Origin of the sequence: Streptomyces sp. B5E4 (genome assembly GCF_039871555.1) — a bacterium.
Taxonomy (GTDB): Bacteria; Actinomycetota; Actinomycetes; order Streptomycetales; family Streptomycetaceae; genus Streptomyces.
Window position 1 is genome coordinate 319,423 of record NZ_JBDPMI010000005.1, and the last position, 13,945, is coordinate 333,367.

17 protein-coding genes are annotated in these 13,945 nt (G+C 74.8%); 7 read left to right on the forward strand and 10 right to left on the reverse strand.

Features of this window, described 5'->3' with window-relative positions; genetic code table 11:
- The first annotated feature begins 37 nt into the window (after positions 1 to 37).
- Entirely contained in the window at positions 38 to 922 is an 885-nt protein-coding gene (locus ABGA99_RS10195; RefSeq protein WP_347575734.1) for a sugar phosphate isomerase/epimerase, read from the forward strand.
- Between the two features lie 254 nt (positions 923 to 1,176).
- Here ABGA99_RS10195 and ABGA99_RS10200 read toward each other — a convergent pair whose 3' ends face one another.
- Positions 1,177 to 2,946 (reverse strand): hypothetical protein, encoded by a 1,770-nt coding sequence (locus ABGA99_RS10200; RefSeq protein ID WP_347575574.1) that lies wholly within the window; start codon positions 2,944 to 2,946, stop codon positions 1,177 to 1,179.
- A 241-nt stretch (positions 2,947 to 3,187) separates the two neighbouring features.
- Between ABGA99_RS10200 and ABGA99_RS10205 the strand changes: the two genes are divergently transcribed.
- Positions 3,188 to 3,844 carry a uridine kinase gene (locus ABGA99_RS10205; RefSeq protein WP_347575575.1) on the forward strand — a complete coding sequence of 219 codons (657 nt, stop codon included), beginning with the start codon at positions 3,188 to 3,190 and terminating at the stop codon, positions 3,842 to 3,844.
- 59 nt (positions 3,845 to 3,903) lie between these two features.
- Here the strand turns inward: ABGA99_RS10205 and ABGA99_RS10210 are convergent, their stop codons facing one another.
- Together ABGA99_RS10210 and ABGA99_RS10215 are read right to left on the reverse strand one after the other, a co-directional pair.
- On the reverse strand, positions 3,904 to 4,233 hold the full coding sequence (locus ABGA99_RS10210) for a DUF6343 family protein (protein ID WP_347575576.1): 330 nt from the start codon (positions 4,231 to 4,233) through the stop codon (positions 3,904 to 3,906).
- Positions 4,234 to 4,308: 75 nt separating this feature from the next.
- A complete protein-coding gene (locus ABGA99_RS10215; RefSeq protein ID WP_347575577.1) occupies positions 4,309 to 4,626 on the reverse strand; it encodes a hypothetical protein in 318 nt (105 codons plus the stop codon).
- Positions 4,627 to 4,807: 181 nt separating this feature from the next.
- On the opposite strand from ABGA99_RS10215, the gene ABGA99_RS10220 reads away from it, so the two are divergent.
- Positions 4,808 to 5,266, forward strand: coding sequence for a type II toxin-antitoxin system PemK/MazF family toxin (locus tag ABGA99_RS10220; RefSeq protein WP_347575578.1), 459 nt, complete (start codon positions 4,808 to 4,810; stop codon positions 5,264 to 5,266).
- 26 nt (positions 5,267 to 5,292) lie between these two features.
- On the opposite strand, the gene map is transcribed toward ABGA99_RS10220, so the two are convergent.
- Complete coding sequence (map, locus tag ABGA99_RS10225) at positions 5,293 to 6,060, reverse strand: type I methionyl aminopeptidase (RefSeq protein WP_347575579.1); 768 nt, start codon at positions 6,058 to 6,060, stop codon at positions 5,293 to 5,295.
- Positions 6,061 to 6,114: 54 nt separating this feature from the next.
- On the opposite strand from map, the gene ABGA99_RS10230 reads away from it, so the two are divergent.
- Positions 6,115 to 6,399, forward strand: a complete 285-nt coding sequence (locus tag ABGA99_RS10230; RefSeq protein WP_347575580.1) for a helix-turn-helix transcriptional regulator — start codon at positions 6,115 to 6,117, stop codon at positions 6,397 to 6,399.
- A gap of 86 nt (positions 6,400 to 6,485) precedes the next feature.
- Entirely contained in the window at positions 6,486 to 7,328 is an 843-nt protein-coding gene (locus ABGA99_RS10235; protein ID WP_347582483.1) for a hypothetical protein, read from the forward strand.
- A 34-nt stretch (positions 7,329 to 7,362) separates the two neighbouring features.
- On the opposite strand, the gene ABGA99_RS10240 is transcribed toward ABGA99_RS10235, so the two are convergent.
- The 3 genes from ABGA99_RS10240 to ABGA99_RS10250 all read right to left on the reverse strand — a co-directional run bounded on the left by ABGA99_RS10240 (position 7,363) and on the right by ABGA99_RS10250 (position 9,762).
- Positions 7,363 to 8,247, reverse strand: coding sequence for a PfkB family carbohydrate kinase (locus ABGA99_RS10240; RefSeq protein ID WP_347582491.1), 885 nt, complete (start codon positions 8,245 to 8,247; stop codon positions 7,363 to 7,365).
- 100 nt (positions 8,248 to 8,347) lie between these two features.
- On the reverse strand, positions 8,348 to 9,247 hold the full coding sequence (locus tag ABGA99_RS10245; protein WP_347575582.1) for a pseudouridine-5'-phosphate glycosidase: 900 nt from the start codon (positions 9,245 to 9,247) through the stop codon (positions 8,348 to 8,350).
- Between the two features lie 41 nt (positions 9,248 to 9,288).
- Positions 9,289 to 9,762, reverse strand: a complete 474-nt coding sequence (locus ABGA99_RS10250; protein ID WP_347575583.1) for a hypothetical protein — start codon at positions 9,760 to 9,762, stop codon at positions 9,289 to 9,291.
- A gap of 131 nt (positions 9,763 to 9,893) precedes the next feature.
- On the opposite strand from ABGA99_RS10250, the gene ABGA99_RS10255 reads away from it, so the two are divergent.
- Positions 9,894 to 10,454, forward strand: a complete 561-nt coding sequence (locus ABGA99_RS10255) for an HAD domain-containing protein (protein WP_347582484.1) — start codon at positions 9,894 to 9,896, stop codon at positions 10,452 to 10,454.
- 72 nt (positions 10,455 to 10,526) lie between these two features.
- On the opposite strand, the gene ABGA99_RS10260 is transcribed toward ABGA99_RS10255, so the two are convergent.
- Positions 10,527 to 11,069 (reverse strand): DUF1697 domain-containing protein, encoded by a 543-nt coding sequence (locus ABGA99_RS10260; protein ID WP_347582485.1) that lies wholly within the window; start codon positions 11,067 to 11,069, stop codon positions 10,527 to 10,529.
- A gap of 76 nt (positions 11,070 to 11,145) precedes the next feature.
- Positions 11,146 to 11,673 (reverse strand): methylated-DNA--[protein]-cysteine S-methyltransferase, encoded by a 528-nt coding sequence (locus tag ABGA99_RS10265; RefSeq protein ID WP_347575586.1) that lies wholly within the window; start codon positions 11,671 to 11,673, stop codon positions 11,146 to 11,148.
- Between the two features lie 237 nt (positions 11,674 to 11,910).
- Between ABGA99_RS10265 and ABGA99_RS10270 the strand changes: the two genes are divergently transcribed.
- A complete protein-coding gene (locus ABGA99_RS10270; RefSeq protein ID WP_347582492.1) occupies positions 11,911 to 12,750 on the forward strand; it encodes an MHYT domain-containing protein in 840 nt (279 codons plus the stop codon).
- A gap of 106 nt (positions 12,751 to 12,856) precedes the next feature.
- On the opposite strand, the gene ABGA99_RS10275 is transcribed toward ABGA99_RS10270, so the two are convergent.
- Positions 12,857 to 13,780 (reverse strand): glycerophosphodiester phosphodiesterase family protein, encoded by a 924-nt coding sequence (locus ABGA99_RS10275; protein ID WP_347582486.1) that lies wholly within the window; start codon positions 13,778 to 13,780, stop codon positions 12,857 to 12,859.
- Positions 13,781 to 13,945 lie beyond the last annotated feature (165 nt).

A 13,945-nucleotide genomic window follows, 5' to 3' on the forward strand; every position in this document is an offset into this window, starting at 1 on the left:
CGGGACGGGCAGGTCCCGGAGGGCGGCGAACAAAGGGCTGGGAAGGCGCGCGCTGCTTTCCGCGGCGCTCGGCGCCGGTACCGTCGCAGCCCTCGGCGGCGGGGCCGGACCCGCGGCGGCGGCCGAGGCGGAGGCCGGCGGCGCCTGCGGCGGCCGGCCCGGCGAACGGCGTATCCCGCCGGGCGGCATCGGCATGCACCTCTACACCATGCGCGGGCCCCTGGCCACGGACTTCGCCGGGACGCTGCAGCAGTTGGCGGACATCGGCTACGCCACCGTCGGCGTCAGCGGCCGGCACGGCCACAACGCCCAGCAGATCCGCACCATGATCGACGACGCCGGGCTCTCCGCCGTGCTGGAGCACGTGGGATGGGACATCGTCTCCGGCAGCGGGCTGCCCAAGGCGATCGAGGACGTCCACACCCTCGGCGGCAAGTGGGTCGTCGTGCCCAGCCTGCCCGGCGCCATGCACACGCCGGCCGGCTTCCGCGAGGCCGCGCGCAAGCTGAACGAGGCGGGCCGCGCCTGCCGCGACGCCGGCCTGCAGCAGGTGCTCTTCCACAACCACGGCAACGACCACGCCACCGTCGACGGCGAGGTGCTGTTCGACATCCTCCTCAACGAGACCGATCCCCACCTGGTCGCCCTGGAGTTCGACGTGTACTGGGGGGTGCGCGGCGGCGCCGACCCGCTCACGTACTTCCGCCAGCACCCCGGCCGCTTCCCCGCCCTGCACGTCAAGGACATGGCGCCGGACGGCGGCTTCGCCGACGTCGGCTCCGGCGTGCTGGACTTCCCCGGGATGTTCCAGGGGGCGAAGAGCGGCGGCGTCAAGCAGTGGCTCGTCGAGCACGACAGCCCGTCCGACCCGTTCGCGACGGCGCGCAACAGCTACGAGTACCTGGCGGCGTTGCGTTACTGAAGCGCTGCCGGTCCCGCGCTGCCGAACGGCGCTGCCGGCGCCGACGGCGTATCCGGCTTCCGGTGCGTTCCCGGGCGGGGAACGCACCGGGGCGGACCCGCACCCGGGCGGGTGTTCGCGGGTCCCGGCGCGGCGGCAGCGGCCCCCTCGGCCGGGCTCTCCTGGCCCCCGTCGACGGCCGCTGCCGCTCGGGCCGCGCCCCGGCGGGCGGCGCCGGGCCACGGGCCCGAAGCAACCCTGCAAGAACCGCCCCGTTACTGCCGGTTCAGCGCCCGTGCGGCGCCGGTGGCCACGGCCGTGGCGAGGATCCACCCGGCGGCGGCGAGCAGATACGCCACCCACTGCGCGCCGCCGTCGGGCGCGAACGCGTTGCCCTGGCCGAAGTCGACGACCGGCAGCAGCGTGTCCAGCGTGAAGATGAACGGGTTGAACTCGATCCCCTTACCGGGCTCCAGCGGCCGCGGCCGGTCGGCCCGGAAGAGCAGCGTTCCCAGCGCCAGCAGCCCGGCCAGCCAGGCGACGGCGCGCTCGGGACGGTAGCCGTAGCCGACGACGGCGTCCTGGACGCCGCCCCAGGCGCGGGCGTACCAGGGCAGCTGGCCGCGGCGGGCGCGCTGCTTGGCCAGCAGGACGCGGCGGGCGTCGTCCTCGTGCCCGAGGCGCCGGTACACGGCGGCAAGCTGCTCGTACGGCTGCGGAATGTACGCGCCGTCGCCCCGGCTCAGCCAGGGCAGCCGCTCGGCGGCGGAGAGCGGGTCGTGGAGCTGGTCGTACACGGCGCCGTCGAGGCGGACGCGGGACGGCCAGGTGGCGGCCGCGTCGTGGAGCACGCCGAGTGCGGAATAGCGCATGTCGAGGGCGCCGTCGAGGCGCGTGGTGCGCATGGCGGCCTCGCGGGCGGTGGTGCGGCGCAGGCTGAGCGCGGTGGTGCCGGGAGCGTGGCCGCTGATGTGGCTGCCGTCCGCCTCGATGCGGCCGGTGATCTGCGCGCCCGACATCCGGACCAAACCGGTGGCCGTCATGTGGTCGAGCACGGCGTCGGCGCCTATCTGGATCCCGTACGCGTCGAGCGCGGCGTCGTCCGCCTCGGCCCGCAGGTGCGCCCCGCTCATCACCAGCCGGCCGCCGACGGTCGCGTCGGCCAGCCGTATCTGGCCGTGGGACCGGAAGCGTTTGTCGAGCACGACATCGGAGCCGACGTGCACGCCCGGGGCGTCCAGGGTGCGGCCGGCGGGGTTGTCGAGAGCGGCGGAGCGCAGGAAGGTCGCGCCGGCGACGGTGGCGTTCCGCAGGCCGAGCCTGCCCGTGGCCGACAGCCGGTACGCGGAGAAGTCGCCTTCGACCTGTATGCGGGCGGCGTCGAGTGCGGCCTCGCCCGAGCCGGCGTCGAGCCGGGCCGTGCGCAGGTCGACGCTGCCGCCGATGCGGGCGCTGCGCAGCACGACCGTGCCCTGCGCGAAGAAGTCGTCGCGCATGAGGATGTCGTTGTCGACCTGCAGGCGGGTGGCGTTGAGCGCTTCGCCGTCGGGGTCGTGGAGCCGGGCGCCGTTGAGGATGAGGGTCCCGGCGATGCGGGTGGCGACGAGCCGGATCTTGCCGCTGGTCGTACAACCGGTGAGGCGCAGGCTGCCCTCGGCCCAGAGGTGGGAGGCCAGCAGGCCCGGCAGGTGCGAGCCGTTGAAGCTGAGCTGGCGCGTACGGGCGCCGTAGAGGTCGACGGACTCCTCGAACGAGCAGTCCTGGAGCCGCAGATGATGCTGGATGTCGGCGTGGTCGAGCGCAAGGCGGCCGGTGATCCGTGCGCCGGTGAGCTGTACCGCGGCGGTGTGCCCGGACTCGCCGTCGCGCGCGCCGAGCAGCAGCGCGGCGACGACCTCGGCGCGCACGACGCGCTCCGGGCCCCAGGCGGCGCCCCCGACGGGGTCGTCCGCGGCGGCGTCGCCGGTACGGAGGTCGACGCGCTCAGCGGTGGGGAAGGCGTCCCACAGCCGCCGCTCGGGCGGGCTCAGCTCGTCCGGTCCCACGTGTCCCCCTCGCCTCCGGCGTCGGCCGCGGTACGCCTGCGCACATCCGCTGCCCGTACTCAACCACTCCCGCTGACCGACCGGTTGGGCAGCCCGCCGATCACCGCCCGACCCGCGGGGGGACGGGCGGCACCCGGCGCCATGCGGAAAGCCACCGCGGGCTCGGGAGACCCCCCGCGGTCCCCGCACGGCCCTTCCTGCCGCGGGGCGTCCTCCTCTCGCCGCGCGGCATCATGGAACCGTGCAACTGGAAGCGATCTCCTGGGACCGGCTCACCGAGGCACTGGCCGAGCGCGTCGTCGGGACGAAGGCGGCGGACGGCGGCCCGTGGCTGCGGGTCGCCGTGGACGGCGCTCCCGCGGCGGAGCCCGGGGTGCTCGCCGCCCGGCTGGGCGACGCGCTGCGGGTGCACGGCCGCGACGCGCTCGTCCTCGACGCGGGCGGTTTCCTGCGGCCCGCCTCGCTCCGCTACGAGTTCGGGCGCGAGGACCCCGACGCGTACTACGACACCTGGCTCGACACGGGCGCACTCTGGCGCGAGGTCTTCGGCCCGCTGGAAGCCGGCGGCGACGGCCGCGTCCTGCCCGACCTCTGGGACCCCGTCACCGACCGCGCCACCCGCAGCCCGTACACGACACTCCCACCCGGCGGCGTCGTGCTGCTCCACGGGCCGCTGCTGCTCGGCCGCTGGTTCCCCTTCGACCTGGTCGTCCACCTCCGTCTCTCCGCCGCCGCCCTGGCCCGGCGCACGCGGGAAGAGGACCGCTGGACTCTGCCCGCCTTCGCCCGCTACGAGGAAGAAGCCGATCCCGCTGCCGCCGCCGACGTGCTCGTACGCCTCGACGACCCGCGCCGCCCGGCCTGGCGCCCCGAGCGGGGCGTAGGAGACGACCGCTGAAAGCCGCGGCGACGTGCCCGGGGGCATCACGAGGCCCGGCAGGCGCGACGCCCGCCCCGTCAGCGCCGCCGTCTCGGCTCGTGCAGTTCCCCGGCGTGATGTGTCGGCTCGTGCGGTTCCTCGCCCTTGCGTACCGGCTCGTACGGCGGCACCTCCCGGCCCGGCTGGAAACGCGAGCCCTGTCTGATGTGCCGGACCACCACCGCGATGTCGATGGCCGTGATCAGGGCGAGGGCCGCGGTCACCCCGGCCCAGACCGGATGGTCGACCGCGACGAAGAACACCGTGCCCGCGATCATCCAGAGCGTTCCCCACAGCGCCAGCCAGAAGCGCATGCGCAGCGGAGAGCGGGCGTGCACGGGCTCGTCGCCGGAGCGGATCAGCCTCATGCCTAGCACCTCCTACCTCCAGCATCCGACTGTCCGGGGCCGAGGTCCAACCAGGCACGTTGCGCGTACGACCCCCTACTGCGCGCAGCGCGCCAGGGATATCCGCCGGCCCTGCCGCCAGTCCGCCTCCGGCAGTCCCTCCGCGCGCTCGGCGTCAGCGAGGCCGTCGGCCCTGCGGGCGGACCACACCGCGGCGTCGGCCCAGTCCCGCGCCTCCGCCGACGCGTCGGCGCCGGGCCGCCCCGCCCCCGTCGGCTCGGTACGTTCCGCCAGCTCGGCGGCCATCCCCGCCAGGTCCAGCCCGGCGCCCTCGGTCTCGTCCACGTCGCACGCGGCCAGGCCGAGCTCCACCTCCGCCGATTCGAGCTCGTCGACAACGTCGTGGTAGTCCATGCCTGGAAGCTACAACCCCCCGCTGACAACGCCCGCCCCGCCCGCCCTCAGCGCCCCATTTCCCCCGGCATATGACGCCCTGCCGCAGACGCCCCGCTGCGCCCGCCTGGTGCCCGCGGGCGCAGCCCGGCGCCTGGCACCACCGGGCCTTCGCCCGCCCGCGGTTGCTACGGTGCCTAGCGTGACCACGCCGACCGACGAGAACGGCCACGCGAGCCAGCCCGGCCAGCACGGCCCCACCGCCACCACCGAGATAGACCCGCGCGCCGCCGGCGTCGTACGCACCTCGTACGCGCCCGACCCCGACGGCGACCCGGACCCCGGCGAGATCGTCTGGACCTGGGTCCCGTACGAGGAGAACGACGGCCGCGGCAAGGACCGCCCCGTCCTCGTCGTCGCCCGCGAGAAGGCCGGCACGGTCCTCGCCGTCCAACTGTCCAGCAGGCGGCGCGACGACGACCACGACTGGGTGCGCATCGGCGCCGGGCCCTGGGACCGTGAGGGCCGCGAGTCGTGGGTCGACCTGGACCGCGTGCTGCGCCTCCACGACGACGGCATGCGCCGCGAGGCGTGTTCGCTGGACCGGCAGCGCTTCCACCTCGTCGAGCACCGCCTGCGCCTGCGCTACGGCTGGCGCTGACCCCGCCTTACGTACGGGACGGACCCTCACAGCGCCGTCAGCACCCGCGGCCCGTCCCCGGTCACCGCGATCGTGTGCTCGATGTGCGCGGCCCTGCTCCCGTCCGTCGTCCGCAGCGTCCAGCCGTCGCCGTCGACCCCGTAGTCGTCCGAGCCGCCCGACAGCAGCATCGGCTCGATCGCCAGCGTCAGCCCGTGCCGCAGCTTGTAACCCCGCCCCGCGCGCCCGCGGTTGGGCACGTGCGGGTCTTCGTGCATCCGCCGCCCGATGCCGTGCCCGCCGAAGTCCGCCGGCATCCCGCAGCCCGCCTCCGCGGCCACGCGCCCCACGGCCGCCGAGATGTCGCCCAGCCGCCCGCCCGCGACGGCGGCCGCGATCCCCGCGTCGATCGCGCGCTGCGTGGCGGCGATCAGCGCGGTGTCCTCGGGGCGCGGCGTGCCCACGGTGAAGCTGATCGCCGCATCGCCCGTCCAACCGTCCAGTTCCGCACCGAAGTCGAGGGACACCAGGTCGCCGTCGCGCAGCCGGTACGCGGTGGGGATGCCGTGCACGATCGCGTCGTTGACGGAGGTGCAGAGGACCGCGGGGAAGGGCGTGGAGGCGAACGTCGGCCGGTAGCCGAGGAACGGCGAGCCCGCCCCTGCCTTGTCCAGTACGTCCCGCGCGGCCTCGTCGAGCTCCAGCAGGCTGACGCCGACGCCGGCCGCGTCCCGCGCGGCGGTGAGGCCCTGGGCGACGACGCGACCTGCCTCCCGCATGGCGTCCAGCGCGGCGTCGTTCTTGATCTCGACCATGATGTGGCTCTCCCTCGGCCTCCCAATTACTATACCGGTATTAGTATCACGCTCATGGTTCGTACTCCACTCACCCCCGAGGAGCGCCGCCGCGGCGAGCGCTTCGGCGCCCTGCTGCGCGCGGCCCGAGGCGAGCGCAGCATGACGGATGTCGCCGCGGCGGCCGGCATCTCCGCCGAGACGCTCCGCAAGATCGAGACCGGCCGCGCCCCCACCCCGGCGTTCTTCACGATCGCCGCCCTGGCCACCACCCTCGGCGTCTCCCTCGACGCCCTGGCAGACACCTGCGCCGCACCCGAGCCGGAAGCCCCCGCGGACCGCGCCGTGCACGCCGCGTAGCGCCTGGGGGTCAACTCCGGGCCCCGGACCCCGCCCGACCCGGTGAGTCCGCCGCCGGAACGCCGTAGCGGGGCACGGCGGCGGGCATGGGCGCACCCATGACGTACGCGAAGTGCACCCGTGAGGACTCCGGCGGCTGGCAGGCGCGCTACCGCGCCGCCCTGGCGCGGGGCGCAGGACGTGGTGAGGCGCTGCTGACGGGGGTGGCGGCGCTGGCGCTGTACGGGTTCCGCGCCGTGCCCGCCGCCGCGGACGTGCGCGTGGTCGACGTGCTCGTACCGCCCCGCCGCCGCCTCACCGCGCCGCCCGGGGTCCGCATCCACCACGCCCGGCGCCGCCTGCCCCCGCCCGTCCGCCTGCCACCCGGACTCCCCGCCGCCCCGCCGGTCCGTGCCGCCGCCGACGCCCTGCGCGACGTCCTCGACCACGACAGGACCGCCGCCCTGCTCGGCGAACTGCTCGACGCCCGCGCCACCCCGCCCGCCGCCGCGGCCACCGCACTCCGCGCCGCCGGCCTGCACACCCGCCCGGACGTCGCCGCCGCGCTCGCCGCCCTCGGCCCCGCCGCCCGCCCACCCGCCGAGACCTGCGCCCGCACCCTGCTCCGCACCGCAGGACTGCCGCCTCCGCTCTGGCACATCCCGCTGCACCTCGACGGCTACTGGCTCACCACCCCGCACGCCCACTGGCCCCGCACCGGCGTCCTCCTCCACCTCACCGAGCCGCCGTACCGCCACGACGACGGCACCGTGGCGCACCACAACGCCCTCGAAGCCCTGGGCCTGCACCTCGTCCACACCACACCGCGTCAGTTGTTCCGCGAACCGGACGCCTTCACCGCCGCCGTCCGCGACGCCCTCGCCGCGGCCCCGCACGGCCCGGCGCAGGCCCGGCTGCGCGCGCGCCCGAGGCGCAAGCGCGTGGTCTGACGCGCAGAGCCTCCGGGCCCACCACCGCGCGCCTCTACGCCCCTTGCCCCGGCCGTCCGCCCGGCGTACGGACCGCCGTCGCCGCCGTGGCGCAGCCCGCCGCCGCGGCCGCGCGCGGGGTGCTGCCGGACTGCACGGCCGCCAGATAGGCGCCCGTGAAGGCGTCGCCCGCGCCCGTGGTGTCGAGGGGCGTGACCGGTACCGCCGGCACGTGCACCGCGGGAGCGCCGGGGGCGGCGAGGTGCGCGCCGTCGGCGGCGGCCGTGACCACGGCGGTGGCGTCGAGCGCGGTGGCCAGGGCCGCGGCCGCGGCGGCGGGGGAGGAGAGGCCGCTGAGCAGCGCGGCCTCCGCGGAGTTGGGGAAGAGGGCGTCGGTGTCGGTGATCCCGGCGAGGAAGGCCCGTACACCCGATGCCGCGAGGAAACCGGCCGACGCGGGATCCACGCTGACCGTCGCCCCGCGCGCGTGCGCCTCGGCGGTGGCGAGCGCGGCGAGGGTGCGGCCGGGGGCGGTGAAGAACAGGTAGCCGGAGAGGTGGACGTGGGTGACGTCCGCCAGCAGCCCCGGCTCCCAGTCGTCCGGGCCCAGCCGGATCGACGCCCCGCCGTCCGTCAGGAACGACCGCTCGCCGCCGCCGTCGACCAGGGCGACGACCTTGCCGGTGGGCGCCTCGGGGTCGACGCGGACGTGGGCGTCGACCCCGGCGCGTACGAGTGCGTCGCGATGCCAGTCGGCGGAGTCACGGCCCGCGCGCGCCAGCAAACGCGCCCGCGCGCCACAATGCGCCGCCCACGCGGCGACGTTCGCGCCGGCGCCGCCGGGCAGGATCGCGATGGCGGCGGGCGTGTCCGTGCCGGGGGCGGGCGGGGCGGTGTGGCGGGCGACGACGTCGGTGACGACGTCACCGATCACGAGCAGTACGGCACGACGGGCACCGTCCCCGCGCGGTGCCGTACGCCCGTGTGTCCGCGGTCCCGTACGACCGTCCGCCCCCGCGCCCCCGCTCACACCCGGCCCCTCACGCCCCGCCCGCGACCGCGATCTCCGCGGCCAGCCGCACGTTCCCCCGTACCGCCGCGAGGTTCGCCTCCAGCGACGCGCCCCGCGTGTGCTCCGTGAGATACCCCAGCAGGAACGGCGTGATCGCCTGCCCGCTCACCCCCCGCCGCCCTGCCTCGCGCAAGGCGTCCGCCAGCACCGCGTCGTGCACCGCCGGGTCCAACTGCTCGGCGTCCGGCACCGGGTTGGCCACGATCACCGCCGACGGAGGCACGTCCAGCTCCCGCCCGGCGCGCAGCACCGCCGCGACCTCCACGGGCGTACGGACCGTCCACTCCACCGGTTCCCCGGACGTACGCAGGTAGAACCCGGGGAACTCCGCCGTGCCGTAGCCGAGGACCGTCACGCCCAGCGTCTCCAGGCGCTGCAGTGTCGCCGGCACGTCCAGGATCGACTTCACCCCCGCGCACACCACCGCGATCCGCGTCTCCGCCAGCAGCCGCAGGTCCGCCGACTCGTCCTGCGACTCCGTCCACTCCCGGTGCACACCGCCGAGACCGCCGGTGGCGAAGACGCCGATGCCCGCCCGTGCCGCGAAGAACGCCGTGGCCGCGACGGTCGTCGCGCCGCTCGCGCCGAGGGCGGCGGCCGGTGCGAGGTCGCGTACGGTCAGCTTGCGCACGGTGTCGTCCGAGGCGATCCGCTCCAACTGGGCCCTGCCGAGCCCGACATGCGGCGTGCCGTCGAGGACGGCGACGGTGGCGGGCACGGCGCCGGCGGAGCGGACGATGTCCTCCAACTCCGCCGCCACCTGCAGGTTGCGGGGGCGGGGCAGGCCGTGGGCGATGATCGTCGACTCCAGGGCGACGACCGGCCGCCGGTCCGCGAGCGCGGCGCGTACCTCGTCAGTCAGGTGCATGCGCCCACGGTACGTGCTGTCCGTACCCCGGTGATCAGCTCCTACGTGTCGTACAGGCCGTCCCACGGCTCGTGGAACCCGAGCCGGTCCGGGTACAACTCCGCCCAGTCCGGCTCGTCCCCGCCGGCGCCCGCCACCGGCTCCGCATGCCGCTCCGCGACCAGCCCGAAGCGGATCCCGTCGACCGAGACCTCGAAGGGCCTGATCGCGATGTCGCCGAACACCAGCCCCGGCAACGCGTCGAGCCAGCCCTCCATCTTGGCGTCCATCCGCCCGTCCGCGGGCACGCCGGGGCCCGGGGTCCAGACGTCGGAGCCGGTGTGGTGTCCCTCGGCGTCGAACCGGTGCAGCACGGCGTACCAGCGGCGGTGTTCCAGCCAGTCGGGGCCCATGCGGTAGTCCGGCGGGTACGCGGCGGTGAGGGAAGCGAGGAACTGCCCGTCGTCGTAACGGCCGATGTTCTCGGTGCGGTAGCCGGGCTCGTGACGTATCGGGATGACCTCAGGGATCGCCATGGCCCAGACCTTAAAGGGTGGCCGCCGCGGCCGGCACCCGGGTCCCGGTCGGCGCGGCGGGCGGACGGACCGGGGAGCGGGCCGGCGCGCAGGGGGGATACGCGGGCGGCGTCAGCGCTTACCGTCGGAGGATGGACGACGTTGACCGCGCTGCCGACCCTGACGCCGCCCCCCACGCTCCCGACGCCCCCGCCCGTCCGCTCCTCCTGCTCGACGTCGACGGGCCCCTCAATCCCTACGCCGCGCGCGTACAGCCGCCGGGCTACGGCGAGTACGTGGCCACCGGCATGCCCGCCGGGCCCATCCGGCTGTGGCTTCGGCCCGCGCACGGGGAGCGGCTGCTGTCGCTGCCGTACGAACTGGTGTGGGCCACCACGTGGATGCACGAGGCCAACACCGTCATCGGCGACCGGGTGCTGGGGCTGCCGCCGCTGCCGGTCATCGAGTGGCCGTCGATGTTCACCACCGACGACCCGGACGGGCTGTACTGGAAGACGCGGCACGTCGCCGCGTGGACCGCCGGGCGGACGTTCGCCTGGGTGGACGACGAGATCACCGCCGCCGACGTGGCGTGGATCGCCGAGCACCACGCGGGGGAGGCGTTACTGCGGCGGATCGACCCCACGCGCGGGCTGGTGGAGGAGGACTTCGCGGCGCTGGAGGCGTGGGCCCGGGACCGGAGCCAACCGTGACGAGCCGCGGATCCGCGCGCCGTCCCTCCGGCGCCTCGTCCCCTGCGGGCCCGGGGCGGGCCGCGCCCGGCGTCAACCGTCGGCCATCTCCAGCAGCTTGAGGACCGTGTTCCAGTTGCGGGCCGTCGCCGTCACCGCCAGCCTGCGGCCGGAGAAGCCGGCCGCCAGCTTCGACCGCCCTTGCCCGCCGGGGCACCAGACGTAGACGACGCGGTCCCCGATCTCGAACCGGTCGGGCGCGTAGGACGCGGGGTCGGCGGTACGGAACCACGCGTCGGCCGGCGCCGGCCCGGAGAGGAATACCGCCAGGAAGCGGGCCGGTTCCGCGGCGCCCGCCGGCAGCGGGTTGCCGGCGATGACCGCCGCGATCTCGTCCCGCGTGCGCGCCACGACCGGTATCCGCAGGCCGAACTCCTCCGCCACGACCGCCTCGACGGCCGCGGCGGTCTCCTCCGGCGGCGTGCCGGGGTCGTCGAGGACGACGTTCCCACTCGCCACGTACGTGGCCACACCGCCGAAGCCGTGGTCGGTCAGCGCCTTGCGCAGCCCGGCCATGGGGACCTTGTTCTTGCCGCCGACGTTGATGCCGCGCAGCAGGGCGATCTGCTTGCTCACGTCCGGCGCCTCCCTCGTACGTCCGCCCTGCCCGCCCGCGCCCCGCAGCCGGGCGTGGGCCGTCTTCCCCGCATCGTCAGAACAGCGGCTCCGGCAGCACACCCTCCAGCGCCAGCAGGCTCCGCTTCGTGCCGAGTCCGCCGCCGAAGCCGCCCAGGCCGCCGTCGCTCTCGATCACGCGGTGACAGGGGACCACGACCGGCAGCGGGTTCGACGCCATGGCCCGGCCGACCGCCTGCGCGGCGCCGGGCTCCCCGACGCGGTCGGCGAGGAACTGATAGCTGACCACCGAGCCGAACGGCACCCGGGCCGCCAGCTCCTCCAGCACCCGGCGGTTGAAGCCGCCGGACAGCGACCAGTCCAGCTCCAGCCGGAACTCCTTCAGCTCGCCCGCGAAATACGCCAGCAACTGCCGCTCGGCCGCCGCTATGTGCGCCGCGGGACCCGCCGGCTCCTCCCGACCGTGAGCCACCGCGGCGCCCGGCTTGGCGTGGAACCCGACCTTGACCAGCCCCCGGTCCGTGGCGGCGAGCAGCAGCGGGCCGATCGGCGAGTCGACCACCCGGCGGCTCTGCCGGGGTGCGAGGGCATCGGTGGCGTCCATGCCGCGAGCGTAGGACACGGCACCGACAACCGCCTCCGCCCGCGCCCCGCTCCGGTTCCGGCCCAACGTGACAAATCGGCCGCGTACCGATTGCGTATCGGCTGCGCCGCGGGCGGTGGAAACATGCCGGTCGCGACTCGCACAGACCTACGATTCCCATTGGTTGCCCTGTACATCTGTCGACAGATCTGTAGACACATCAGTAGACCTGGGAGTCACTCCGTGCTCGCTGCCCCCGTGCCCGTCGACGGGCTCACCTATGGCCTGCTCACCCCCGTCACCGCGTTCATCATGGCCGCGGTCGGCAGCGCCCTGGGGCTGCGCTGCACCATGCGCGCGCTGACCGTCGATCCCGCGCGGCGGGCCGGCTGGCTGCTGCTCGGCGCGGTCGCCATCGGCACGGGCATCTTCACCATGCACTTCATCGCGATGATGGGCTTCACGGCCGACTCCGTCCACATCAACTACAGCGTGCCGATCACGCTGGCGAGTCTCGGGGTGGCCATCGTCGTCGTCGGCATCGGCGTCTTCATCGTCGGCTACCTCGGCCGCACCGCGTTCGCCCTCACCACCGGCGGCATCGTCACCGGGCTCGGTGTCGCGGCCATGCACTACCTCGGCATGGCGGGCATGAAGATGGACCGGGGGCGGCTCGTCTACGACCCCACGGTCGTGGCGCTGTCCGTGCTCATCGCCGTGGTCGCCGCCACCGCCGCGCTGTGGCTGTCGATGACCGTGAAGCGGTTCGGCGTCGCGGTGGGCGCCGCACTGATCATGGGCGTGGCGGTCTCCGGCATGCACTACACGGGGATGGCGGCGCTGGCGGTGCACGCCCACGCGGCCGGCGCGGCGGCGGACGGCAAGAGCCCGGCGGAGATCCTGGCGCCGATCCTGATCGGCCCCGTACTGCTGCTGGTGTTCGTGGGTCTGTTCGTCGGCATGGACCCGCTGGAGAACGAGTGGCGGGTGTCCGCGTCCGACGCGGGCGTCGTGGGCGGCGACGCCGCCGCTCCCGAGCCTGCGGGCTCGGGAGCGACGTCGTACTTCGAGCGGGGCGGCGGCCCGGGCGGTATCTGACCCCACGGCCGGGGCCCGAAGACGGACCGGGTGCCCCTGCGGGCCGGGCGTCCCGGCCGGACCGGGCGCCCGCCGCCCCTGGTCCGTACCGGACCGCCTGTGGCCGCTACTCCGCGGCGACCCCGAACCCGGCGTCCGCCAGCGCCGCGGCGATCAGGTCGGGCTTGTTGGTGATGATGCCGTCAGCGCCCCACTCGGCGAGCTGGACGGCCCGCGCCGGGTCGTCCACCGTCCAGGTGTAGGCCTCCAACTGCTTGCCGTGCGGCCCCTTGAGGGCGTGCACGGCCGCGTAGTACTCCGCGGACATGGTGCCGTGGTTGGAGTTGATCTGGTCCGAGAAGGTCGCGTACTCGGGCAGGTCCGCCACCGCGGGGGCACCGAGGAAGCCGGTCTTCACGTCCGGCCGCAGCTCGTGCACGGTCTTGATGGAGTCCGCGCCGAAGCTCTGCACGACCAGCTTGTTCTTCACGGCCTCGCGGCTCAGCCAGCCGCTGTTGCGCAGCTCGGTGAGGATCTCCTTCTCGATCCCCGGGTACAGCTCCGGCTTCTTGATCTCCAGCACCAGCTTCTGGTGGTTCTGCGTCACCCGCTTCATGTACTGGTCCAGGTTCGGCACCCGGGTGCCGGCCCACTCCTCGCCCTTCCAGCTGCCGGCGTCGAGCGTGCGGATCTCCTTCCAGGTGAAGTCGGAGACCTTCCAGGGGGCGCGGTCGGGGAACAGGTCCTCCACGTTGGTGGTCCGGGCGAGCGTGTCGTCGTGCATGATGACCAGCTCGCCGTCCTTGCTGCGCTGCACGTCGTTCTCGACCCAGTCGGTCCCCATGTCACGGGCCGTGTCGATGGCGGCGAGGGTGTTCTCGGGGGCGTTCGCGGAGGCGCCGCGGTGCGCGACGGTCACGATCGGGGCGGCGGCGGAGTCGGCTGCGGGCTCGGCAGCGGTCGCGGTGGCGGACGTGGCGGCCGCGGTGAGCACGAGACCGGCCAGGGCCGTCAGAGCGCCGGACGCGCGCGTAAGCGTGCGGGAGGGCATGCAGTCTCCTCGACTAGAGGTGATCACTTGTCGCCGCAGGGTCCCAGGGGCAGGCGACAGAGTACGAGGCCGGGGATGGCCAGAGATTGAACGCCGATATCGGCGCGGTGAACGCGGACCGATTCCGGTCGGCGCAGGTGGAAGGCTCGGGGAAGCGCTTGCTAT

Bases quoted from the DNA above. Each gene is read 5' to 3' on its own strand.
- ABGA99_RS10210 (WP_347575576.1), bottom strand. From the start codon at position 4,233: ATGAGGCTGATCCGCTCCGGCGACGAGCCCGTGCACGCCCGCTCTCCG.
- ABGA99_RS10215 (WP_347575577.1), bottom strand. From the start codon at position 4,626: ATGGACTACCACGACGTTGTCGACGAGCTCGAATCGGCGGAGGTGGAG.
- map (WP_347575579.1), bottom strand. From the start codon at position 6,060: ATGGTCGAGATCAAGAACGACGCCGCGCTGGACGCCATGCGGGAGGCA.
- ABGA99_RS10230 (WP_347575580.1), top strand. From the start codon at position 6,115: ATGGTTCGTACTCCACTCACCCCCGAGGAGCGCCGCCGCGGCGAGCGC.
- ABGA99_RS10235 (WP_347582483.1), top strand. From the start codon at position 6,486: ATGGGCGCACCCATGACGTACGCGAAGTGCACCCGTGAGGACTCCGGC.
- ABGA99_RS10245 (WP_347575582.1), bottom strand. From the start codon at position 9,247: ATGCACCTGACTGACGAGGTACGCGCCGCGCTCGCGGACCGGCGGCCG.
- ABGA99_RS10250 (WP_347575583.1), bottom strand. From the start codon at position 9,762: ATGGCGATCCCTGAGGTCATCCCGATACGTCACGAGCCCGGCTACCGC.
- ABGA99_RS10255 (WP_347582484.1), top strand. From the start codon at position 9,894: ATGGACGACGTTGACCGCGCTGCCGACCCTGACGCCGCCCCCCACGCT.
- ABGA99_RS10265 (WP_347575586.1), bottom strand. From the start codon at position 11,673: ATGGACGCCACCGATGCCCTCGCACCCCGGCAGAGCCGCCGGGTGGTC.
- ABGA99_RS10275 (WP_347582486.1), bottom strand. From the start codon at position 13,780: ATGCCCTCCCGCACGCTTACGCGCGCGTCCGGCGCTCTGACGGCCCTG.